Annotated in this window: 18 protein-coding genes and 3 pseudogenes; 8 read left to right on the plus strand and 13 right to left on the minus strand. The window is 71.0% G+C overall.

Annotated elements, in window-relative coordinates; translation table 11 throughout:
- Positions 1-34 precede the first annotated feature (34 nt).
- From lysA to ABT078_RS01055, 4 genes and pseudogenes are all read right to left on the minus strand, one after another.
- Positions 35-1,405 carry a diaminopimelate decarboxylase gene (lysA, locus tag ABT078_RS01040; protein WP_351222428.1) on the minus strand — a complete coding sequence of 457 codons (1,371 nt, stop codon included), beginning with the start codon at positions 1,403-1,405 and terminating at the stop codon, positions 35-37.
- Positions 1,406-1,437: 32 nt separating this feature from the next.
- A complete protein-coding gene (locus ABT078_RS01045) occupies positions 1,438-1,893 on the minus strand; it encodes an SAV_915 family protein (protein WP_502981122.1) in 456 nt (151 codons plus the stop codon).
- Between the two features lie 139 nt (positions 1,894-2,032).
- A pseudogene (locus tag ABT078_RS01050) lies at positions 2,033-2,445 on the minus strand (LysE family translocator); the annotation flags it as partial.
- A gap of 1 nt (position 2,446) precedes the next feature.
- Positions 2,447-2,887 (minus strand): annotated as a pseudogene (locus ABT078_RS01055) (GAF domain-containing protein); the annotation flags it as partial.
- A gap of 104 nt (positions 2,888-2,991) precedes the next feature.
- Between ABT078_RS01055 and ABT078_RS01060 the strand changes: the two are divergent.
- Complete coding sequence (locus tag ABT078_RS01060; protein ID WP_351222430.1) at positions 2,992-4,668, plus strand: AMP-binding protein; 1,677 nt, start codon at positions 2,992-2,994, stop codon at positions 4,666-4,668.
- Positions 4,665-5,030, plus strand: a complete 366-nt coding sequence (locus ABT078_RS01065) for a hypothetical protein (RefSeq protein ID WP_351222432.1) — start codon at positions 4,665-4,667, stop codon at positions 5,028-5,030. The genes ABT078_RS01060 and ABT078_RS01065 overlap by 4 nt, the downstream gene beginning before the upstream one ends.
- A gap of 87 nt (positions 5,031-5,117) precedes the next feature.
- On the opposite strand, the gene ABT078_RS01070 is transcribed toward ABT078_RS01065, so the two are convergent.
- Complete coding sequence (locus ABT078_RS01070) at positions 5,118-5,681, minus strand: dihydrofolate reductase family protein (RefSeq protein WP_351222434.1); 564 nt, start codon at positions 5,679-5,681, stop codon at positions 5,118-5,120.
- A 201-nt stretch (positions 5,682-5,882) separates the two neighbouring features.
- Between ABT078_RS01070 and ABT078_RS01075 the strand changes: the two genes are divergently transcribed.
- Positions 5,883-6,020 carry a hypothetical protein gene (locus tag ABT078_RS01075; protein ID WP_351222943.1) on the plus strand — a complete coding sequence of 46 codons (138 nt, stop codon included), beginning with the start codon at positions 5,883-5,885 and terminating at the stop codon, positions 6,018-6,020.
- A gap of 4 nt (positions 6,021-6,024) precedes the next feature.
- On the opposite strand, the gene ABT078_RS01080 is transcribed toward ABT078_RS01075, so the two are convergent.
- The 3 genes from ABT078_RS01080 to ABT078_RS01090 all read right to left on the minus strand — a co-directional run bounded on the left by ABT078_RS01080 (position 6,025) and on the right by ABT078_RS01090 (position 7,772).
- Entirely contained in the window at positions 6,025-6,531 is a 507-nt protein-coding gene (locus ABT078_RS01080; RefSeq protein WP_351222436.1) for a GNAT family N-acetyltransferase, read from the minus strand.
- 14 nt (positions 6,532-6,545) lie between these two features.
- A complete protein-coding gene (locus ABT078_RS01085) occupies positions 6,546-6,770 on the minus strand; it encodes a DUF2207 domain-containing protein (protein ID WP_351222438.1) in 225 nt (74 codons plus the stop codon).
- A 153-nt stretch (positions 6,771-6,923) separates the two neighbouring features.
- Positions 6,924-7,772, minus strand: a complete 849-nt coding sequence (locus ABT078_RS01090; RefSeq protein WP_351222440.1) for a hypothetical protein — start codon at positions 7,770-7,772, stop codon at positions 6,924-6,926.
- Positions 7,773-8,022: 250 nt separating this feature from the next.
- On the opposite strand from ABT078_RS01090, the gene gcl reads away from it, so the two are divergent.
- Entirely contained in the window at positions 8,023-9,807 is a 1,785-nt protein-coding gene (gene gcl / locus ABT078_RS01095) for a glyoxylate carboligase (RefSeq protein ID WP_351222442.1), read from the plus strand.
- A gap of 266 nt (positions 9,808-10,073) precedes the next feature.
- Here gcl and ABT078_RS01100 read toward each other — a convergent pair whose 3' ends face one another.
- Entirely contained in the window at positions 10,074-11,216 is a 1,143-nt protein-coding gene (locus ABT078_RS01100; protein ID WP_351222444.1) for an NADPH-dependent F420 reductase, read from the minus strand.
- Positions 11,192-11,614, minus strand: coding sequence for a DUF6221 family protein (locus tag ABT078_RS01105; RefSeq protein ID WP_351222446.1), 423 nt, complete (start codon positions 11,612-11,614; stop codon positions 11,192-11,194). Before ABT078_RS01105 ends, ABT078_RS01100 begins: the two co-directional genes overlap by 25 nt.
- Positions 11,615-11,665: 51 nt before the next feature.
- Between ABT078_RS01105 and ABT078_RS01110 the strand changes: the two are divergent.
- Positions 11,666-12,064, plus strand: a pseudogene (locus ABT078_RS01110) (DNA glycosylase AlkZ-like family protein); the annotation flags it as partial.
- A gap of 39 nt (positions 12,065-12,103) precedes the next feature.
- On the opposite strand, the gene ABT078_RS01115 reads toward ABT078_RS01110, so the two are convergent.
- Complete coding sequence (locus tag ABT078_RS01115; RefSeq protein ID WP_351222448.1) at positions 12,104-13,441, minus strand: LCP family protein; 1,338 nt, start codon at positions 13,439-13,441, stop codon at positions 12,104-12,106.
- Between the two features lie 571 nt (positions 13,442-14,012).
- Between ABT078_RS01115 and ABT078_RS01120 the strand changes: the two genes are divergently transcribed.
- Positions 14,013-15,233: an MFS transporter gene (locus tag ABT078_RS01120; protein ID WP_351222450.1), complete on the plus strand. Its 1,221-nt coding sequence runs from the start codon at positions 14,013-14,015 to the stop codon at positions 15,231-15,233.
- 476 nt (positions 15,234-15,709) lie between these two features.
- Here the strand turns inward: ABT078_RS01120 and ABT078_RS01125 are convergent, their stop codons facing one another.
- Positions 15,710-17,179 carry a multicopper oxidase family protein gene (locus ABT078_RS01125; protein WP_351222452.1) on the minus strand — a complete coding sequence of 490 codons (1,470 nt, stop codon included), beginning with the start codon at positions 17,177-17,179 and terminating at the stop codon, positions 15,710-15,712.
- A gap of 439 nt (positions 17,180-17,618) precedes the next feature.
- Between ABT078_RS01125 and ABT078_RS01130 the strand changes: the two genes are divergently transcribed.
- Positions 17,619-18,416, plus strand: a complete 798-nt coding sequence (locus tag ABT078_RS01130) for a carbon-nitrogen family hydrolase (protein ID WP_351222454.1) — start codon at positions 17,619-17,621, stop codon at positions 18,414-18,416.
- Between the two features lie 619 nt (positions 18,417-19,035).
- On the opposite strand, the gene ABT078_RS01135 is transcribed toward ABT078_RS01130, so the two are convergent.
- Positions 19,036-20,553: a UDP-N-acetylmuramoyl-L-alanyl-D-glutamate--2,6-diaminopimelate ligase gene (locus tag ABT078_RS01135; protein ID WP_351222456.1), complete on the minus strand. Its 1,518-nt coding sequence runs from the start codon at positions 20,551-20,553 to the stop codon at positions 19,036-19,038.
- Between the two features lie 404 nt (positions 20,554-20,957).
- Here ABT078_RS01135 and ABT078_RS01140 point away from each other — a divergent pair, with 404 nt between their 5' ends.
- Entirely contained in the window at positions 20,958-21,350 is a 393-nt protein-coding gene (locus ABT078_RS01140) for a DUF5994 family protein (protein WP_351222458.1), read from the plus strand.
- Positions 21,351-21,374: the final 24 nt, after the last annotated feature.

Below are 21,374 nucleotides of genomic sequence, written 5' to 3' on the forward strand. Positions count from 1 at the left end.
GCTCGCGCGGGTGCGGCTGCACCCGGAGGGCGCGTTACAGACCCACGTCTCTGATCAGCAGGTCCTCCACGCGCTCGCGCCGCACCAGCAGCCGCGAGCGGCCCTCCGTCACCGCCACCACCGGCGGTCTGCCGGTCGTGTTGTAACCCGACGCCATCGACACCTGGTACGCCCCCGACGCCGGCACCGCCAGCACGTCCCCCGGCCGTACGTCCTCCGGCAGCTCCACCGACTCCGCGAGCACGTCGCCCGCCTCGCAGTGCCGGCCGACCACCGTCGTCGTGCGCATCGGGGCCGTCGAGGCCCGCCCGACCATACGGACCGTGTACCGCGCCCCGTACAGCGCGGGCCGCGGGTTGTCGCTCATGCCGCCGTCGACGGCGACGAAGACCTGGCCGGCCGACCGCTTCACCGACAGCACCCGGTACAGCGCCACGCCCGCGGGTGCCATGATCGAGCGGCCCGGCTCGACCGTGAGCCGGGGCACCGGGAAGCCGGACTCGGCGCAGGCGTACTGCAGTTCGTCGGTGATGCGGCGGCCGTACGCGGCGGGCGTCGGCGCGGGGTCGCCCGGCAGATACGCGACGGCGAAGCCGCCGCCCAGGTCCAGCTCGCGCAGCGTGATCCCGTACCGGTCGCGGATGCGGGCCAGGAAGGACACAAGGCGCCGCACCGCCTGCGCGTAGGGCTCGGGCGAGGCGATCTGCGAGCCCAAGTGGCAGTGCAGGCCGACCAGTTCGAGCCGGGGCTGCCCCAGGATCCGGGCGATCGCATCCTCCGCGTCGCCCTCGGCGATCGACAGCCCGAACTTCTGGCCCTCCGCACCGGTCCGGATCTTCTTGTGGCCGCCCGCCTCGATGCCGGGCAGCACCCGCACCATCACCTGCTGCGCGCCGGGGCCCGGGACCTGTGCCGCGAGGCGGGCGATCTCGCAGTCCGAGTCGATGACGATCCGGCCGACGCCGAGCCGCAGAGCGGTGCGCAGATCCTCCGGCGACTTGGCGTTGCCGTGCATGACGATCCGGTCCGCGGGGAAGCCCCGGGTGGCGGCCACCTCCAGCTCGCCCGCCGAGCAGACGTCGAGGCCGAGCCCTTCCTCCTCGACCCAGTCGACGACGGCCCGGCACAGGAACGCCTTGCCGGCGTAGACGATCTCCGCGTCGGGCAGTGCCCGTTGCCAGGCCCGTGCCCGTGCGCGTACCTCGCCCTCGTCGAGCACATACGTGGGCGTCCCGTACCGCTCCGCGAGCCCGGTCAGCGACACGCCGCCGACGGTGACGTCCCCGCCGGGGGCCGACACGGCGGACGCGGGCCAGACGGACGGCGATGCGGACGGCCATGCGGCCGCACGGTCGGACGGGGCAGGGAGCTCCGGAGCTGTGCGATCCACGGACGCTGCGGTCATGTTCACTCCTTCGGGCAACAATGGGGCGGGCATCAGCGGATGAACGCGAGGGCGTCGGCCCGGCAGGCGGGCGTCCGGACGGTCGCGTCGGACGCCGTCGGCGCCGGGGCGGTGAGCTGCGGGTCCACGGTCACCGTGGTCACCCCCAGCGGCTCGGAGAGCGCCCGCAGCGCCGGCTCGGCGAGCCTGATCCACGCCTGGCCCTCGCCCAGCACGGCGGTGAGCCGGCGCGCGCTGGTGAAGCCGATGGCGGTGCGTACACCGAGCGGGGTGCGCATGAAGCGCAACTGGTGTCCCCCGGCAGAGCCGAGCCGGACCGGTACGAACAGCGGCCCTGCCGGGGTGGGTTCGTCGGGGTCCGCGTCCTCGCGGATGAGGTTGTCCATGGTGTCCTCCGGGCGACGTTCCGTGTGCGCCGGTACGTGCGTACCGGTATCCGGAAGCGTCGCCCCGAGCTCCCGTGACACGAAGGCGGGGAGCGGAATCATGACGCGCCACTGACCAGGACGGGCCGTCTCCTGACGAGTCCCTAGCGGGTGCCCGGAGCCGCTGCGCCGACCGGCCTTCGGCGGTGCCTCCCGTCCTCCGTCGGCCCGTGTCGGTCCGCCCGGTCCTCCGCCGGCCCCGTCAGTCCGCCCGCCCCGTCGCGCGACCGTCACCCCGAGCCCGATCATGGTGAAGCCACCCGCCCCGCCGACCAGCGAGAGCCGCCGCTCAGAGCGGGCGAACCAGTTCCGGGCGGCCGCCGCGCCGAGCCCCCACAGGGTGTCCGTGACCAGCCCGATCCCGATCGGCACCAGCCCCATCAGGAGCATCTGCGCGGGCACACGGCCCGGGGAGGGGTCCACGAACTGGGGGAGTACGGCGGCGAAGAAGACGATGCCTTTCGGGTTGGTGACCCCGACGACCACGCCGTCCACGACCGTCCGCAGATCGCCGCGCACGGGAACGGCCGGCCCGGCGGGTGCTGCCGAGAGCCTCAGCTCCTTGCGGTGCCGGAACGCCTGAACGCCCAGATGGACCAGATACGCCGCCCCTGCCGTCCCGGACGACCAGGCTCTGCTCCACGTCCTGCGCGACCGCGACCGCCGCGTCGGGAGTGCGGTCGCCCAGTGGCAGGGCCTGCCGCAGCGCCCCGTACAGCACGCCCCGTACGGTGCGCCGCACGACGATGGGCACGGCGACCACCGACCGCAGGCCCTCGGCCGCCACCGGCGTGTCGTGCTCGTGGCTGATGTGCCGGGCCGTCGCGTAGTCGGTGACCGCGCACGGCCGCGGCCGGGCGATCGCGTTCCCGCCGAGCCCGTGACCCGAACGGATCGCCGTCCCGCACAGTGCGCCCGTCACCGTGCCGTTCAGTTCGGCGATCCGCATCCGGCGGGGTTCGTGGAGCAGACCGCCGAAGGCGATCTGCAGCCCGGTGGCTCGGCGGAGCCGTGGCAGCGCCGCCCGTATCCCGACCATCTCCGCCGCCTCGGTCATCCGTCTACGGTCCCCCCGACACTCAGCACCCCCGTACGGGGGTAGTGAGACCTGCGTCACCGATTACACGATGCTGGGCACGGGTCCCGCAACGAGGAGGACACATGACGGCTGGCGACGAGACGGAGAGGTTCCGGGCGGCCCGGGACTTTCTGCTCCAGCACAGGGAGGACTACGCCACGGCGTACGAGGGGTTCGCCTGGCCACGCTTCGAGCGGTTCAACTGGGCGCTGGACTGGTTCGACGCCGTCGCGGACGGCAACGAGCGGCCCGCGCTGCACATCGTCGAGGAGGACGGCGCCACGACCCGCCTCTCCTTCGCCGAGCTCAGCGCCCGCTCGAACCGCGTCGCGAACTGGCTCCGGGAACACGGCGTCCGCGCCGGCGACCGCATCCTCGTGATGCTCGGCAACCAGGCCGAGCTCTGGGAGACCGCCCTCGCCGCGATGAAGCTGCGCGCCGTCGTCGTCCCCGCGACCCCGCTCCTCGGCCCGGCCGACCTGCGTGACCGGGTCGACAGGGGGCGGGTGCGGCAGGTGATCGTCCGGACCGACGACACCGCCAAGTTCGACGAGGTGCCGGGCGACTACACCCGGATCGCGGTGGGCGGTGGTGTCACCGGCTGGCTCCCGTACGAGCACGCGTACGCGGCGCCGGACATCTTCGAGCCCGACGGCCCCACCCGCGCCGACGACCCCCTGATGCTCTACTTCACCTCCGGCACCACGGCCCGGCCGAAGCTCGTCGAGCACACCCACGTCTCATATCCGGTCGGCCACCTGGCGACCCTGTACTGGATCGGCCTCAAGCCGGGCGACGTCCACCTCAACATCTCCTCGCCCGGCTGGGCCAAGCACGCCTGGTCCAATCTCTTCGCACCCTGGAACGCCGAGGCGACCGTCTTCATCCTCAACTACACACGCTTCGACCCCGCCCGCCTGATGGCCGAGATGGACCGCGTCGGCGTCACCAGCTTCTGTGCCCCGCCCACCGTGTGGCGGATGCTGATCCAGGCCGACCTCACCCAGCTCCGCACGCCGCCGCGCGAGGTCGTCGCGGCCGGTGAGCCGCTCAACCCCGAGGTCATCGCGGCCGTCCGCCGCGCCTGGGGCGTGACGATCCGGGACGGTTTCGGGCAGACCGAGACGGCCGTCCAGGTCTCCAACTCCCCAGGGCAGCTGCTGAAGACGGGCTCCATGGGACGGCCGAGCCCCGGCTTCCGCGTCGAGCTCCTCGACCCCGTCAGCGGCAAACCGGGCGCCGAGGAGGGCGAGATCGCCCTCGACCTGTCGGCCGAGCCGGTGGGGCTGATGACCGGCTACCACGGCGATCCGGCGCACACGGCCGAGGCGATGGCGGGCGGCTACTACCGCACCGGCGACATCGGCTCGCGCGACACCGACGGATACATCACCTACGTCGGCCGCGCCGACGACGTCTTCAAGGCGTCCGACTACAAGATCTCGCCGTTCGAGCTGGAGAGCACACTGCTGGAACACGAGGCGGTCGCGGAGGCCGCGGTCGTGCCCGCGCCCGATCCGGTGCGCCTGGCCGTCCCCAAGGCGTATGTGGTGCTGGCGGAGGGCTGGGAGCCGACTGCCGACACCGCGCGGCAGATCTTCGCGCACTCGCGGGCCGTCCTGGCGCCGTACAAGCGCGTCCGCAAGCTCGAGTTCGGCGAGCTGCCCAAGACCGTGTCCGGCAAGATCCGCCGGATCGAGCTGCGCGAGGCCACCGCCGAGGGCTCCACGGCCGAATACGACGAGGGGGACCTGCGATGACAGAGCCGCCGGCACTGCTCTCGTACACGCACGGCACGGGCACGGCCCCGCTGCTCGGCGACACCATCGGGCGCAAGTCCCAAACGGCCGCGGGCGGCGAAGCCCTACGGGCGAAGCTCGAAGAGGCCGAGTCCGAGCTGTCCGGGGTCACCGGCCTGCCTCCCCTCGACCCCGTTACGGGGATCGCTGCACTGATCGAAGGACGGGCCGGCACTCCCTTGCCGGTGAAGCGGTCATGGGTGGCGTTCTGCACGATCGTGACCCTGCTGCCGGCGAACGGGAAGCATGCACGGACCATGACCACGGACGATCATGTATCCGTCGACCGGCACCACCTCGCCGAGGGCGGCGACGAGGACTGACGACTGCAGTGAGAGCCCCGGAATCCCACGCGGATGCCGGGGCTCACTGGCCGGCCCGTTCTTCCCGGGGCTCGGCGGACGAGCCGGCTAACGCGCCACGCGGTAGCGGAAGTAGACGACTCTTGAGCTGAAGGTGCGGGTCTCGACGAGCTCGAGATCCACCCGGCGCTCGCGTTGGGGAAAGAACGGGATGCCGCCGCCAACCAGCACCGGGTAGACCATGGCCCGGTACTCGTCGATCAGACCCAACGCGGCCGCCTCGGCGGCGAGGGTCGCGCCGCCGATCGCGATGTCGCCCTCCGCCGGCTCGGATCGCAACCGCTCGATCTCCTCCGCCAGGCCGCCGGAGGCCAGGCGGGCATGGCCCTGCACCGCCGACAGCGTGGTGGAGAACACCACCTTTGGCAGCGGCTTCCAGAGCGCGGCCCACTCGAGCATGGAGTCGTCGAGCGATGGATCCTGGTCGGCGGTCTCCCAGTACAGCATCGTCTCGTACAGCCGTCGTCCCAACAGGTGGACGCCGACATCTCGAATCTCGTCGATCCAGAAGCGAAAGACCTCCTCGTCGGGCGCCGTCCAGTCGAAGTCGCCGTCCGGCCCGACGATGTAGCCGTCAAGTGAGACGCTCATCGAATAGGTCACGCTGCGCATCAGAAGTCCTCCCCGGTAACGGATTCGACAGTACGACCGCCGGACGCCGCGGGACTCATCGCGGCCCGCGGGACCCCTGGGCCGAGTCACCTCACGAGATCATTCGTTGAGAAGACCTCAGTCGGTCTCTGCGTCCGACGGTGTCTGACAGCGTCGCCTGAGGTCACACCAGTTCATGCAACAACGTGCACCGTCGCGAACGTGCATAGACGCATCCTGTCGGACCCTCGTGCGGTCGTGTCCAACGGCCCAACCGGGCTGGAGGTCCTGGACGCCTTTCCGATGACCGTGAGCGGCAAGGTGCGGAAGGTTGAGCTGCGCGAGACGTACGCACGCTGACGCGTCAGAGCGGACGGCGCATGCACACCCGGGGCCAGCGGTCCAGGCCGTGCTGCGCCTCCGCGAGGCGGATCTCCCGCAGCCCGTCGGTGAGTTCGTCGTCGCCGAGCGCACGGAAGCCGAGGCGTGCGTAGTACGGCGCGTTCCACGGGACGTCGGCGAACGTCGTCAGGGTGAGTGCGGCCAGGCCGTCGGCCGCGGCCACGGCGGCCAGATGGTCGATCAGGCCGCGGCCGAGACCGCGGCGTGCGGCGGCCGGGTGGACGGACAACTGCTCGATATGGGCGGCCCCGTCGACCGGTTCGCTCAGCAGATACGCGACGGGCCGGTCGTCCGTGTCCGCCGTCACCCAGGCGTGGCCCGCCCGCCGGTAACGCTCCAGGAGGTCGAGCGGAAGGGGCTCGTCGTCCGCGACCGCCGCCATGCCGAGCGAGCGGAAGGGCTCGCCGGCGGCCCTTTCGATGTCCTGGAGGAGGCGGAGTTCGGCACGGGCGGCCGGTCGGATCTGCATACGGCGAGTATCGCTCAAGGCGTGCCCCGGCGGCCGGCGGCGACCGCGCCTCGCTGGTGCAGGGCCACGAGCGCGACGGTCAGGGCCGCTCGCCGCCCGCCCCGCAGCAGGGCGACCGCCTGCGGCGTCAGGTCGGGTCGGTCGGGCGGCTCCCAGCTCCGCAGCAGGGCGGCGGCCGCGGCCAACTGCACCCCGCACGCTCCGATGAACCACCACATGTCCGTCGGTATGGCGCCCACCTCCCCGTACGTGGTGCCCCGCTGGGGACGGGGGCGAAGCCCGAACGGCCGGTTTCAGAGCTCGATTTGAGCTTCGTGGGCCCGCGCCGCGGCTTGTGCGCCACGTTCGTCTCCGACTCCTCGAGGGCACCGGACGACACTCCGGTGCCGGTGTCAGGATCCGGCCGACAGGAGTTCGTCGGCGGGGCTGTTCACCGGCTGCGGGGTGCCCGTCAGGTCCATGACGAACAGCGGGACGCCGAGGTCGTCGGCGCGGGCCCGGGCGTCGTCCGCGTAACCGGCGAGCGAGAAGAAGACACTCACCGACGACGAGCTCAGCCCGTTCAGCCAGAGGCATTCGACGGCGCGCAGGGTGGCCGGGCGGGTGGTGGGGTCCACCTGGGCGACGAGCCCGGGTCCGCGCAGGTCGATCCCGGAGGCGGGGCGCTCCTCCGGCTGGACGACATCCTGGAACCCCAGCCACCGCAGATACAGCGCGGCGGCCGTCACGGCGTCGCGCGCCGTGCGGATCGTGACCGGGTGGAAGGTGGGACGGGGCACGGGAGCCGTGCGCGGCAGCGGTATGTGTGCGGGGCGTTCCACGGGCGACGATCCCGAGGGCGAGCCCGTCGGCGACCCGTGCGGCCCGGCAGCCGACAGGGACGTCGCCGGTCCCGAGGAGGCCGGTCCCGAGGAGGCCGGTCCCGAGGAGGCGGATGCCGTACGGGACGGGGCCGACGCGGTCGACGTCGGGGCCGCGGTCACCGGCCGGACCGGTACGCGCAGGACCGTGCCGCAGGGGCAGCCGAGCTCCGGCTGCGGCCACTGGTCCTGCCGCCCACAGGCCAGGCAGCGGACGGTGACCCAGTCGTCGGTCCAGGTGCGGTGCCGAATCGGCTCCGCGGGCGCGCCGCGCATGAGCGGAGGCGCGAGCGGCGCCCCGCACGCGCACGGGAAGACGGGCGCGGCGAACGTGTGCGTACGGCGGCAGACCGGGCAGCGAACCGGCACCTGATCTCCCATGTCTGACCCCCTTCGGCGCTGTCGGACACGCCTCGTGGTCCATCGTCCACCACCCGCGACCCCTTGGGGAGGGACTTCGGCCATCCCTCGTCCGGGTGCGGGCCGCTCTCCCTTGACGGCGCCGACCGTGCACCTTAGATTGCTTCCGTATAGCAGAACTAAACTTCCGCATACCGGAAATCAACTCGGAATCGATGCTCTCAGGTGGCGCGACAGAGCCCGATCCGCCAGGCCGAAGCAGGAGCACCCCATGCCTCGTATGACCGCCGCCCGAGCGGCAGTTGAGATCCTCAAGCGCGAAGGCGTCACCCACGCGTTCGGTGTGCCGGGCGCGGCGATCAACCCCTTCTACAAGGCCCTCAAGGAGGGTGGCGGCATCGACCACACCCTCGCCCGCCATGTCGAGGGCGCCTCGCACATGGCCGAGGGGTACACCCGGACCGAGCCCGGAAACATCGGCGTCTGCATCGGTACGTCCGGCCCCGCCGGCACCGACATGATCACCGGCCTGTACTCCGCGATCGGTGACTCGATCCCGATCCTGTGCATCACCGGCCAGGCGCCGACCAGCGTGATCCACAAAGAGGACTTCCAGGCTGTCGACATCGCCTCGATCGCCAAGCCGGTCACCAAGGCCGCCACCACCGTCCTCGAGGCCGCGCAGGTCCCCGGCGTCTTCCAGCAGGCCTTCCACCTGATGCGCTCCGGCCGTCCCGGCCCGGTCCTCATCGACCTGCCGATCGACGTCCAGCAGACCGAGATCGAGTTCGACCCCGAGACGTACGAGCCCCTGCCCGTCTACAAGCCGTCCGCGACCCGCCCCCAGATCGAGAAGGCGATCTCCTTCCTGCTGGAGTCCGAGCGCCCGGTGATCGTCGCCGGCGGCGGCATCATCAGCGCCGACGCCTGCGACCTGCTGGTCGAGTTCGCCGAGATCACCGGCACCCCCGTCATCCCGACCCTGATGGGCTGGGGCACGCTGCCGGACGACCATGGGCTGAACGCCGGCATGGTCGGCGTCCAGACCTCGCACCGCTACGGCAACGCGAACTTCCTCGATTCCGACTTCGTCCTCGGTATCGGCAACCGCTGGGCCAACCGCCACACCGGCTACAAGCTGGACGTCTACACCAAGGGCCGCAAGTTCGTCCACGTGGACATCGAGCCCACCCAGATCGGCAAGATCTTCGCCCCTGACTACGGCATCGCCTCGGACGCCAAGGCCGCGCTGGAGCTCTTCGTCGAGGTCGCCAAGGAGCTGAAGGCCGCGGGCAGGCTGCCCGACCGCACCGAGTGGATCGCCTCCACGCAGGAGCGCAAGGCCACGCTGCACCGCCGCACACACTTCGACAATGTCCCGCTGAAGCCGCAGCGCGTGTACGAGGAGATGAACAAGGCCTTCGGCCCGGAGACGCGTTACGTCACCACCATCGGCCTCTCCCAGATCGCCGGCGCGCAGATGCTGCACGTCTACAGGCCGCGCCACTGGATCAACTGCGGCCAGGCGGGCCCGCTCGGCTGGACCATCCCGGCCGCGCTCGGCGTCGCCACCGCCGACCCGGAGGCCCAGGTCGTCGCGCTCTCCGGCGACTACGACTTCCAGTTCATGATCGAGGAACTGGCGGTCGGTGCCCAGCACCGCATCCCGTACGTCCACGTTCTCGTGAACAACTCCTACCTGGGCCTGATCCGCCAGGCCCAGATCGGCCTCGACATCAACTTCCAGGTCAACCTGGAGTTCGAGAACATCAACGCACCGGAGCTGGGCGTCTACGGCGTCGACCACGTCAAGGTCGCCGAAGGCCTCGGCTGCAAGGCCATCCGCGTCACCGAGCCGGACCAGCTGCTCCCGGCCTTCGAGGAGGCCAAGAAGCTCGCAGCCGAGTACCGGGTCCCGATCGTCGTCGAGGCGATCCTGGAGCGGATCACCAACATCTCCATGAGCAGGACGATGGACATCAGCGACATCTCCGAGTTCGAGGAGCTCGCCACCGAGCCGGGCCACGCGCCCACCGCGATCCTGCCGCTCACCTGACGGGGCGGCTGCCGACGGGGGAGGGACGGCCCCCGCGCCCGGGGACCTGCCGGGGCGGGGGCCGCTTCGCGCGATGAGGCCCTCTTCGCCGCTGCGTGCGCGGGAGCAGGCGTCGTCGTCCGGCGAGCGGGAGCCGAGGCCGAGGCCGTCTGCAGGATCAGGCCCTGGGATCCGTAAGGCGGATCCCGCAGGCTGGGCCCGAGCGCTTACCCGCGAAACGCCTGCGCGCGAAACGTCTGCGTACGAAACGCCTGCGTACGAAACGTCTACGCGCGGAACGCCGCCGTCCGTTCTGGGGACGCGTCGGCCAGGGCCTTGGTGACCTCTTCGACGCCGGCGCGCAGCCCGTACACGGGGGTGCCGGGCTGCTGGCGCCAGGACCCGTCGATACCGCCCGAGTCCACGGTGTCGAAGCCGAGTTCGTCGATCAGGTCGCGCACGACCTTCTTGGCGGCCTCGTCGTCACCGGCCACGGGCAGTGCCATGCGCTCGGGATCGCCCTTGGGGCGCGCCCTTTCGACGATGTCCTGGGCGTACGTACCGTTGAACGCCTTGATGACCGAATGGCCGATCTGCTGCTCGGTCCAGCGGCTCTCGGTCAGCCCTTGGTCCTCGATACCCGCGAGCTTTCCGTCGCGCTCCTTCGGGTAGTAGTTGCCGGTGTCGATCACGGCGACGCCCGCGGCTGCCTCGTCGAGCAGGCCGGACGGCAGATTGCGCACGCTCTTCAGCGGTACGGTCACCACCACGACCTGGGCGCCGCGCGCCGCCTCGGCCGCGGCGACCGGGGTGGCGCCGGTCTCCTCCGCGAGCGCGGTGAGCGTGTGCGGGCCGCGTGAGTTGGCGACGGACACGTCGTGCCCGAGAGCGGTCAGCCGCCGCGTGAGGTTTCCGCCGATGTTGCCCGCGCCGATGATGCCGATCTTCATGGGTCTGCCCTCCCGGTGTGTCGTCCCGGCTCTAATGCGACTCCATGACGCATTTCGGTGCAACCAAGTGGCCGTCGGTACTATTTCCGGCCCGCGACCCCGTGGCGGATGCGGGCCTCGCGGAGGTCCTGCCGCGCCGTCCGGCCCGGCGGTGGCTGTGCCGGAGCGGGACGAGCAGGCGAAAGCCGCTTTCGCGAAGCTCGAGAAGCCCGGCAGGTACCTTGTGGTGCGCTGAGGCGCCGCGCAAGAGTGCTCCGGGGGCGGTCGTGGCCCGCGTGCACGCGAGGAGGCCCCGCCAGAGCGGTTCGAGCGGGGCCTCGGGGCGGGCGCAGCGGTGCGTTCGGGGAGTGCGCTGCGCCACCGCGGCAGTGGGGCCTTGGGCAGAGAGGGCCTTTGCCGGGTGGCTGAGATTAAGCCTGCTGCTGGCCGGAACGTAACCCCTCTGCGCGAAGTGGCTATGGCCGCGATTCCTCCCGCCATTCCTCGCGGTAGGCGGGGTGGCCGGCGTACGGCAGGGCGAGCGCGAAGCAGGCGTGGAGCCAGGCGGTGCGTTCGCCTTTCTCGAAGTCGCTCAGCGCGTCGACGGAGTTCGTGGCGACTACGCGATCCCAGTGCGCGCACCGCTCCACGATCCGCTGCCTCGCCCGGACTTCACGCAGGTCGCGTGCCGGGTCGCGACGGGCCATGTAGAGGCGGAGGTACCTGTCATGAACCAACGCGATCCCGTCGTCGTTCGCGTCGACCAGGCCGCCGCCCTCGGCAGGCGCCTCGTCCAGGCTCGTGCCCCGCCAGGGTCCGGGGGCGCGCTGGACGGCGACCATGGCCTCGTACTCGTCCTCGGCAAGGCGGTCGCGGAGGAACTGCACCAGATCTTCCATGGGCTTATCGTTGCGTACGGTCGGCGAGGGCCGTGCGGGAAGCACGAGGCTCTGGACGGTGACGTCGAGCGGCTGGACGGACCGAAGGGCGAGGACCGGTTCGACGTCCCAGGCGCACCGCGCCCGGACGAGGACACACCGGCACCGCCCCGGCTGATGGCCATGTGGGACAGCATCCTGCCGGCCTACTCCGACCGCGGCCGTGTCATCCCCTCCGCGTACCGCGCGCTCGTCACGCGCAGGGACGGTGACGTGCTGCCGACACTGCTGGTCGACGGGTACGTCGCCGGTGTGTGGCGCCCGGCCGAAGGGGGAATCGAGGCGACCGCCTTCCACCACCTCCCGGACGGGGTCTGGGAGCAACTCGCCGGCATGGCTCGACCGGCCGGACCGAGTGCCAGGGCGAGCCGCGAGCCGCGAGCCGGAGTGCCGAGGTGGTGGCTTCCGGATCCGGCCTCGGATCCCGCGCAGTTGGAGGCCCCCGCTGCGTCAGCGGTGCCGGCTCTCGTGGCGGAGCGTCGACCCGGTACAGCGAAGGTGGTCTGCGGTGACGGGGGCGCCTTCGGCGACGTTCCGGTCGTAGGTGACCGTCTTCACCACGACGGGCTCGGAGCCGACGGCGACGTCGAAGAGGGCGTCCTGCCGGGCGACCGCCTGCAGGCGCGCTCCGGGCAGGGCGGCGGCCAGGGTGGCCGCATCCGCTTCTCGTCCGGCCGGGTAGGTGATGGCAGGGGGGCCGGCGGGTCGCACCGCCGGGGCGGATGCGGAGGTGTCCGTCACGACGAACTTGTTGCGCTCAAGGGCCTTGGCGACGGTGGCGTCGTCGACTCGTACCGTGATTCCGGCGGGGTTGGTCTCGGCGCGTGTCTCGGGCACGGGCAGGATGCGGGTGTCCCCGGTGATGGGGCGGTCCGATCGAAGGGCGTCCCACAGGGCATCGGCGCGGGCCTCGTGCCAGAGCAGGGTGGAACCGACGCCGGGCACGCGGTGGTCGAAGTGGGTGATCGGCACGGTGGCGAACTCCGTCCGGTCCGCCGGTAGCCGGCCCAGTGCCCAGCCGATGCGTACGAGGTCGGTCAAGCCGGTCCGTTCGTCGGCGCGTACGGACGTGAGCAGTTGGTGAGCTGTGCGTGCCGCGCTCACGGGATCGGCCAGTGCCCCTTGGGCGGTCAGGCGGGCGAGCATGTCGGCCAGCATGCGCTGTTGGCGGCGGACCCGGCCGAGGTCGCCCGGGGGGTTGAGGTGCCGGGCCCGGGCGTAGCGCAGAGCTCCGTTCCCGTCGAGGTGATGGGTGCCCGCGGTGATGTCGAGTCCGGAATTCTCGTCCTCGAGCGGCTTGTCCGTGCACACGGTCGCACCGCCCAGATCGTTGACGGCTTGCTCGAAGCCGGTGAATCCGGTTTCGAGGTAGTGGTCGATGTGCAGGCCTGTGGCCTTCTCGACCGTCCGGACGGCCAGGGGCCCACGACCGATCTTGAAGGCGCCGTTGATCTTGGCGTGTTTGGCCGGGGTGGTGGTGCCGTCCGGCTGGGCGTACTCGACGTAGCTGTCCCGGGGGAGGGAGACGATGCTTGCGCGACCGTGGTCCTCGGAGAGGTGTACGAGCATCATCACGTCGGTGCAGTCGCACCCCTCGCCGCCCACATGGAGGCGCCGTTTCTCGGCAGGTGAGATGTCGGCACGGCTGTCGATTCCGACGATCAGGATGTTCGTGCCGCGGCTGTCGTCCCGGCCGCGCGGGCCGACAGCCGATTCGGCCTGCGCACCGAACCACGGCCAGGCGGCCAGGCCGGCCAACAGCGTCAGCCCGACAGTGATACGGCGCATCACACACCCCCGAGAGGCACATAATTGGGATGTATATGATCTTAACGGGCAGGCGGCGAGGAGTCTGCTTTAGGCACTGATGGGCGCGTCGCCCCCTTGCAGTGGTCATTCACGCCGTCCCGCGCGGCCGTCGCACTCCCGGCAGGTCCGTACACGAAAGCCCGCAGCACGTCGGCCGTCACGGTGCGGGCGAGTTCGCCTGAGCGACCGCCCGGCCCGGGGGTCGCCCAGCTGCGTCCCGATCCGGTCGCCTTCGGCGCCTCGACCCGGCATACGGTGTCCGTGGCGAGGAGACCTGCTCCGCCGGGCGGCGAAGAGTGGATCGTGTCGGCGTGCGAAGGCGGCCCCATGTGCGAACGCGGCCCCATCTGCCGTGCGCGGCGCCAAGAGGCCTGCGGGGCCGCGGGGAGGACTGAAGGCGAGCCTGATCATCGCATCGTGTGCCAGACTCGATCGCATGAGCCGACGACGACATTGATCCACGACCGCCGGTCCCGGAACGGGCTGTCGCGGGCCGCCGCGCGGGTGAGCACCCGGCGTCCCCGTCCGCTCCGCACAAGGACCACGATCGATGCTCACCTCTTCGTCATGCCCATCCCCACCTCACCCCGGTGTGCGCCGGATCGAGCGAAAGCTCTATGCCTACGCGGGGTTTGAGGATTTCGTTCTGCTCTATCCCGTCTACGCGCTGCTGTTCGCCGAGCACGGGCTGAGCACCGCCGAGATCTCCCTCCTCTTCTCCCTCTGGTCCCTCACCGGGCTGGTGCTGGAAGTTCCCTCGGGCGTCTGGGCCGATGCCGTGTCCCGCCGCCTGATGGTGACCGCCGGACCGCTGCTGTCGGCGGCCGGATTCGCGCTGTGGGTCCTGACCCCGTCGTACGTGGCCTTCGCCGCCGGGTTCGTGCTGTGGGGCGTCGGGGGCGCGCTGCGTTCCGGCGCCATGGAAGCACTGGTGCACGACGAGCTCGAACGGCTCGGCGCGGCATCGCGGTACGCCCGCGTCATGGGGCGGGCCGCCGCGGTGAGCATGGTCGCGACGGCGACGGCGACCGCGGCGGCTGCCCCCGCCTTCGCGTTGGGCGGTCACGGTCTGCTCGGTGCGGCGAGCGTCGTCGCGTGCCTGCTGTGTGCGGCGGTCGGTGCGAGGCTGCCCGAGCATCGCGCGCCCGCTGCCGTGACCTCCGGTCGCGGGGCGTACGCGGCAACCCTGCGGGCAGGCCTCGCGGAGGTGCGGGGCAGACGCCCCGTGCGGCGCGCGCTGATGCTGTCCATCGTGCTGACCTCCGTCTGGGGCGCGCTCGACGAGTACGTACCGCTGCTGGCAGCCGCCACCGGCGTCGGCACGGCGACCGTCCCGTTGCTGGTTCTGGTCGTCTGGATCGGGGTGACCGTCGGCTCGCTGCTCGTCGGACCGGGAGAGCGCCTGTCGGCCCGGGGCCTCGGCGCGGCCGTCGCCGTCGCGGAGGGTGCGCTGGCAGCCGGTGCGCTGTCGGGAAGGGCGGCCGGGTTCGTCCTTGTCGGCTTCGGTTTCCTGGTGCTCCAGTTGGCGGACATCCTGGCCGACGCCCGTCTCCAGGAGTCGATCACGGGCCCGAGCCGCGCCACCGTGACCTCCCTCGCCGGCCTCGGCACGGGCGCCGGCACGCTCGTGGTCTACGGGGCGTACGCGGCGCTCTCGGGCCACGCGTCGCACGGCGTCGTCTTCGCCCTGCTCGCGCTGCCGTACCTGGCGGTTGCCGTGGCCGTGGCCCGGGCAGGACGCCCGGGCACCTCGGACTGTTCCGATCCGTAGGCCATCAAGGGCTGTGGCGGACTACGCCCGAAGGACCCGCCGCAGATTCGCTGACCGGGCGACACCGAGTACTGGACCGAGCCGGTCGTGCCCCCTGTCGGTGCCGACAAGCCGATGATCCACGGGCGCCAGGACCGCATCGTCACCGAGGACGAGGCCCGGTACCCGTCCCGGTCCATCCCCTCGGCCTCGCCGGCCCCATCGAGGACGCCGGGTGCTGCACTCCGGTCGAGCAGCCACAGGCGTGCGCCGCGGTGATGAGGCTGTGGCCCACTCGGAGACGGGCCGCCAACGGCCCGGGGAGCGGGCGGGCTTCGCGGACCCCGGCGCCGCCGGGGAGCGCCTGACAGCGGCCGGTCCTCCTCGGCGAGGAGCGCGGGGACCGGTCCGGGGCGTGCGCCCGGAACCGGTGCCCGAGGCACGTCGTCGGCGACCGGCGGCCCGTGTGGGCCGGACCCCGATGGGTCCGGGCGTTGCTATTCGTCGATCTGGAGCACCGCCATCATGCCCGCGTCCTCGTGGTTGAGGATGTGGCAGTGGAGGACAGTCTTGCCCGGGTAGTCGAGGAACCGGGACCGGATGACGATGTTCCCGCGCGGGGGCACGTCCACGGTGTCCTGGAAGCCGCGGTTGATCTGCGGCTTGCCGTTCACGCTCGTCACCTGGAAGTCGTTGGAGTGCACGTGGAACGAGTGCACCTCGTCGCTGTCGTTCTTGATGGTCCATTCCTCGGTCGTGTTGAGCTTGACCCGGAAGTCGACGCGGCTGTGGTCGAATTGCCTCCCGTTGATGTAGAAGAGCGTGCCGTCCGCGTTCTCCGTGAAGACGATCGTCTTGCGGCCCGCGACGGGTTCCTTCGCCAGGTCGTCCACCGGGGCGAAGGAGGTGGGCAGGGCCGCCGGCCGCGTGGGTTCGCCCGCGGACAGGACCGTGGCGAGCGTGGCCCGGGGGAACTGGTTGCCGGCCTTGCCGGTGTCGTACGGCAGGGTCTGGAGTTCTGTCACGCCCGCCTCGGGGCCCTGCACGAGCACGTCGTAGCGGGCGCCGGCCGGGATGACGAGGGTGTCGGCCGCGTAGACCTCGTTCACCGGGTAGCCGTCCCGGGCGACGACATGGAACGTACTGCCCGGCAGGGCCACTTTGTAGAAGATGTTCGCCCCGATGTTCGCGAGCCGCCACAGCTGGGTCTCGCCGGGCCGGATCCGGATGCGCGGATTGAGCTGACCGTTCACGGTGCGCGTGGTCGGTGCCCCCATCTTGAGGTCCTGGGTCTTGATCCGGTCGCCGACGAGCTGGAAGTCCTTGAGCGCGATGACGTGTTCGGTGATGCCGCGCAGCGAGGCGGGCAGGTACGTGTCGAGCCCGTCGACCACGATGATGCCCGACATGCCGCCGGCGGTCTGGGCGGCCGAGGCCGTGTGCGGATGTGGGTGGTACCAGTACGTCCCCGGCTCCAGGCTGTTGGGGAAGGTGTAGGAGTACTCGAACGTCTTCCCGGGCTCGATCGCGAGGAAGACGTTGTCGGAATTGCCGCTGGGGGAGACGTGCATGCCGTGCACATGCAGGTTCGTCTGGTTGTCCAGCTCGTTCTTGAAGGTGATCTCCATGCGGTCGCCCGGCCGCAACCGCAGTGTCGGCGGCATGTAGAGGCCGTTGTAGGTGAGTGCCCACACATCGCGCCCCGCCAGAGGCACCTTCTTCCGCTCGACGACGAGCGTCGTTCTGAGCAGGCCGTTCCTGCTCACGACCTCTGCCGGGTCGCGCAGGTCGGAGGTTGCCTGCGCGGTGAGGGCCGGTGACGGCGACACGCTGGACGGGGGCGTCGATGACGGGGCGGAATGGGCGTGCGGGCCCCGTCGGGACTCCGTCGCGCATCCGGACGCGAGGGCGAGGGCGACGAGCGCGGCCGCCATGACGATCGATGGCCGGTGGACGTGCGGATGCAAGCTGAACTCCCTACGAGAGCTGCCGGGCGCTTGAGGAACGGGCGGTGGGTCCGGTTTGCCATAATGCACCCTTAATTGAGCGAAATGGCTGATAACTCAATGAGGGTGCGCTCTTGTTGAGCGACCACCGCCGGACCGGCCGTCACCGCCGCCGCGGACAGAGCCCGGAGCCACGGACATCCCCAGGGTCGTGCGAGTCCGGGTGCGGACGGCACGGCACCAGGGCCGCCGCGATGAGCCGCGCGTCCGCGGAATCCACCGTGTGTGCGCGTCTGTACCGGCTGTGACCGCCGCGAAACCGCTCGGACCTGGGGCGACACGGACCGTCGGAGGGGAGGCCCCTGTCGGGTGTCCGCCGTGTCCGCTCGGCTCCTACCCTGGTGGCGAGGGACCTTCGGGCCCGGCCGGTCCCTGCGGTGACCGCCGAGAGGAGAGAACGATGCGTGTCTCGCTCCTGCAGATGTCCGTCGACTCGGCCGAATCCGCCGGGGACCGCCGCCTCAGGGCAGCCGCGACGGTCCGTGGCCGGGCCGGTGACGACCTCGTCGTACTGCCGGAACTCTGGACGGCCGGAGCGTGGGCCTACGACGACTGGGAGCGCGACGCCGAGGGCTTGGACGGCCCTACGGCCGAAGTGATGTCCGCTGCCGCCCGCGCGGCCGGCGTGTGGCTCCACGCCGGGTCGATCGTCGAGCAGGACGGGGACGGGACGATGTACAACACCGCTCTCCTCTTCGACCGGGAGGGAAGCCTGCGCGGTCACTACCGGAAGATCCATCGGTACGGATTCGACACCGGCGAGGCCGTTGCCATGGGCGGGGGCAGCGACATCGTCACCGTCCCCACGGAATTCGGCGGGCTGGGCCTTGCCATCTGCTACGACCTCCGCTTCCCGGAGCTCTTCAGGGGGCTGCTCGACGCCGGGGCGGAACTGATCGTGGTGCCGGCCGCATGGCCCGCGGCCCGGCTCGCGCATCTGCAGCTCCTGGTCCGTGCGCGCGCTGTGGAAGAGCAGGTGTTCCTCCTGGCCTGTGACGCCGCGGGAGCACACGGGGGTGTCCAGCAGGCCGGGCACAGCATGGTCGTCGACCCCTGGGGAACCGTGGTGGCCGAAGCGCGCGACCGCGAGCAGACCGTGACGGCCGACGTCGACATGGCCGAAGTCGCCCGGATCCGCTCAGAACTGCCCGTCCTGCGCGACCGTGTGCTCGGTATCCCCGCCCCCGCGGGGCGTTGAGCCCCGGATCCTGCGGCGGTCCGCTCACCAGCCGAGGAATGTCACCGGGCGTCCCGCGACGAGGTCATCCGGACGCTCGTCCGTGCCCCCCTCGGCGTGTCCCCCGAACTGTCCCGTGGTGTTCCCGGAACTGGGAACACGACCGGCCGGTGACCACTGTGCACAGGTCACGGCCGATCGCTCGGGAACGATGGGCAGGACGGTAACCAGATTCTTGATTCGGTCTTGACCTGGGACAACGCCGCTGACCAGCGGATTCGAGGCTGGTTCCATACCAGTCGGTGCCACTCCCAGCCTGCGATTCGCGGTTGCTGTTCCCATGGGTGCAGCCCTTCTCAGGACCTGGCAGGTTGCCTCCCGGGTCCGGACCGCGATGCCTGGGAACACGGGGTCTCCGACCCCGCTCGCCCTCGGGTGCGGTTGCCCTCTTCTCCGCCGCGGCGACTGCGGCCTGTACAAGACAGCCGGCTACCTTCACCGGGCCGAGAGGCTCCTCGACATGCAGCAGTTCCCTTTTCGAAGTGGACCAGGCCCGAGCGCAGTTGCGCAGAGCGGCGGCACCGGCCTCTCCCTCGGGCGGGACCGCGGCCCTGCGTGGACGCCGTCAGCGAGGAGCCGGTCAGCGGGGGGTGGCATCAGCAGCCCCGGACTGTGCCAGGGACAGCTCGTCGGAGAGCTGCCGTACGACGGCCATGTCGCTGAAGGGAAGCAGCTCCTCACCGATGATCTGGTGCGGCTCGCTGCCCTTCCCCGCGACGAGGACCACGTCGTCGGGTCCGGCGGCGGCGAGGGCGAAGCGGATGGCCTGACTCCGGTCGGGGATCCGCTCGAACGGGGTGCCGGTCGGGGTGATGCCGGGGATGATCTGGTCGAGGATCGCTCCGGGATCCTCGGTGCGGGGGTTGTCGGAGGTGAGGACGCAGAGGTCGGAGAGCCGGCCGGCGATCTCTCCCATGGCTGCGCGCTTGGTGGTGTCGCGGTCGCCGCCGCAGCCGAAGACGGTGATGACGCGGGCGGTGGCGAAGCCGCCGATCGCGGTCAGGACCTTCTCCAGCGAGTCCGGGGAGTGGGCGTAATCCACGATCACGGAGGTGCCGAGCGGGGTCACGTGGCGCTCGAACCGGCCGGGGACCGGCGGCATCAGCCGCAGGGCGGCGACGAGGGCGCCCAGGTCGTGGCCGAGGGCGTGGCAGGCGGCGACCGTGGCGAGGGCGTTGGACACCGAGAACCGTCCGGGGACGGGGATGGAGGCAGGGTACGTACGCCCCTGGTGGTGGAGCGTGAACCGGCTGCCGGTGGCGTCCATGGAGAGGTCGGTCGCCCGGTAGTCCACGTCGGCGTCGGTGTCCAGGGCGTACGTGGTGACCGCCCCGGCCCCCGGCATCAGGCGCTGGATCCAGGCGCTCACCGGGTCGTCGGCGTTGACGACGGCGTGGCGGCACAGGCCCTGGAAGAGCCGCAGTTTTGCGTTCCGGTAGTTCTCCATCGTGCCGTGGTCGTCCAGGTGATCCTGGGTCAGGTTGGTGAATACGCCGACGTCGATGTGGGCGTCGTCCACGCGGTGGGTCAGCAGCGCCATCGAGGTGGCCTCCAGCACGACACTGCCCGTGCGGCGGTCGCGCATGTGACCGAGCAGGTACTGCAGGTCCGGCGACTCCGGCGTGGTCAGGACCGAGTGCGGCATCGGCACCGGGTCGTCGCCGATGCGGCTGCCGGCCGTCCCGATGACCCCGACCTTCGCGCCCTCGGCGATCCGCAGGACCGACTCGACCATGTACGACACCGAGGTCTTTCCGTTGGTGCCGGTGATCGCCACCATGTCCATGGCCCGACCGGGCTCGCCGTAGTAGCGGGCGGCGACCGCCGAGGCCACCACCCGGACGTCCGGTACGCCTACGACGCACACCCCATCCGGGACGATGCCGCCCGCGCCTTCCACCAGGACCGCCACCGCTCCGAATTCCACGGCACGCGTGATTCCGTCGGGGCCGCCTTCGCGGTGGCCCGGTACCGCGATGTACAGCGAGCCACGGGTCATGCGGTGGGCGTCGAAGTGTATTCCTCCGCTGATCCGCGTTCCGATGGCGCCCTGAAGCACCTGGTGCGCATACCCGTCCAGCAGTTCGTTCAGTTTCAAAGCTGTCCCCTCGGAAGCGGAGTTCCGGTACGCCGGTTTACGGTGGGCCGGAAGGCCGCGGTGATGACCATGGACCTGGCTGTCCGGTACCTGGAGTCAGGCACCCGACTGTCGGGGATCGCGCAGGACGTGAAAGAAATCCGAGCACGGCAGAATTCGCTTCGGCGGCTCGATGCTGCGCGAGTCTACGCCCGCAAATCGGTTGAACGGTCCGCTCCGGTCCGCTCCGGTCCGCTCCGCTCCGCTCCGGTCCGCTCCGCTCCGGTCCGGCCGAGTAGAGTGGTGGTCACTGAGAGCACCTCGCACGTCTGCTGCCATGCCGGCGTCGTTCTTGGGTACGACGGCAGGGACATGCCAAGAGCATGATCACACAGCACGCACCCCGCCTCAGAAACAGAGTCATCGTGAATCACGATCAATCGCTGCCCATCAGGCTGGAACTGCTGCCCCCGGGCAGCGGGCCGTACAGGCTGGACGGCGCGTGGTGGCCCCGCTCTCATGACCTCGCCCGCGAACTGCCGGATCTGCTGGCGGCGTTGGACGAGCGGTGGCCGAACGTCAGCAGGATCACGGTGAGCCGGCCTCTGTGGCGCACCGGGCTCGGCAGGCTGACCCTCGCCGACCGCACGGTCCACATCAACCGCTCCGACGCGGGGGAGAGCCCGAGTGCGATCCGCCTGCTCTCCTACGGCGTCGGGCGCTGCGATCTGCTGGTCGTACCGCCCGGCGCGACACCCGCGGAGGCGGACCGACTCATGTCCTCGGCGACCACGCACGACGAGACGCACGCCGGATAGGCCGGAAGGGCTCAGCAGCCCGCG

The sequence above is a fragment of the Streptomyces sp. NPDC002133 genome, assembly GCF_040296405.1.
Taxonomy (GTDB): domain Bacteria; phylum Actinomycetota; class Actinomycetes; order Streptomycetales; family Streptomycetaceae; genus Streptomyces.

Excerpts from the sequence above, each read along its gene's own strand:
- lysA (WP_351222428.1), bottom strand. The coding sequence starts at position 1,405 with ATGACCGCAGCGTCCGTGGATCGCACAGCTCCGGAGCTCCCTGCCCCG.
- ABT078_RS01045 (WP_502981122.1), bottom strand. The coding sequence starts at position 1,893 with ATGATTCCGCTCCCCGCCTTCGTGTCACGGGAGCTCGGGGCGACGCTT.
- ABT078_RS01060 (WP_351222430.1), top strand. The coding sequence starts at position 2,992 with ATGACGGCTGGCGACGAGACGGAGAGGTTCCGGGCGGCCCGGGACTTT.
- ABT078_RS01065 (WP_351222432.1), top strand. The coding sequence starts at position 4,665 with ATGACAGAGCCGCCGGCACTGCTCTCGTACACGCACGGCACGGGCACG.
- ABT078_RS01070 (WP_351222434.1), bottom strand. The coding sequence starts at position 5,681 with ATGCGCAGCGTGACCTATTCGATGAGCGTCTCACTTGACGGCTACATC.
- ABT078_RS01080 (WP_351222436.1), bottom strand. The coding sequence starts at position 6,531 with ATGCAGATCCGACCGGCCGCCCGTGCCGAACTCCGCCTCCTCCAGGAC.
- ABT078_RS01090 (WP_351222440.1), bottom strand. The coding sequence starts at position 7,772 with ATGGGAGATCAGGTGCCGGTTCGCTGCCCGGTCTGCCGCCGTACGCAC.
- gcl (WP_351222442.1), top strand. The coding sequence starts at position 8,023 with ATGCCTCGTATGACCGCCGCCCGAGCGGCAGTTGAGATCCTCAAGCGC.
- ABT078_RS01100 (WP_351222444.1), bottom strand. The coding sequence starts at position 11,216 with ATGGCGGGAGGAATCGCGGCCATAGCCACTTCGCGCAGAGGGGTTACG.
- ABT078_RS01105 (WP_351222446.1), bottom strand. The coding sequence starts at position 11,614 with ATGGAAGATCTGGTGCAGTTCCTCCGCGACCGCCTTGCCGAGGACGAG.
- ABT078_RS01115 (WP_351222448.1), bottom strand. The coding sequence starts at position 13,441 with ATGCGCCGTATCACTGTCGGGCTGACGCTGTTGGCCGGCCTGGCCGCC.
- ABT078_RS01120 (WP_351222450.1), top strand. The coding sequence starts at position 14,013 with ATGCTCACCTCTTCGTCATGCCCATCCCCACCTCACCCCGGTGTGCGC.
- ABT078_RS01130 (WP_351222454.1), top strand. The coding sequence starts at position 17,619 with ATGCGTGTCTCGCTCCTGCAGATGTCCGTCGACTCGGCCGAATCCGCC.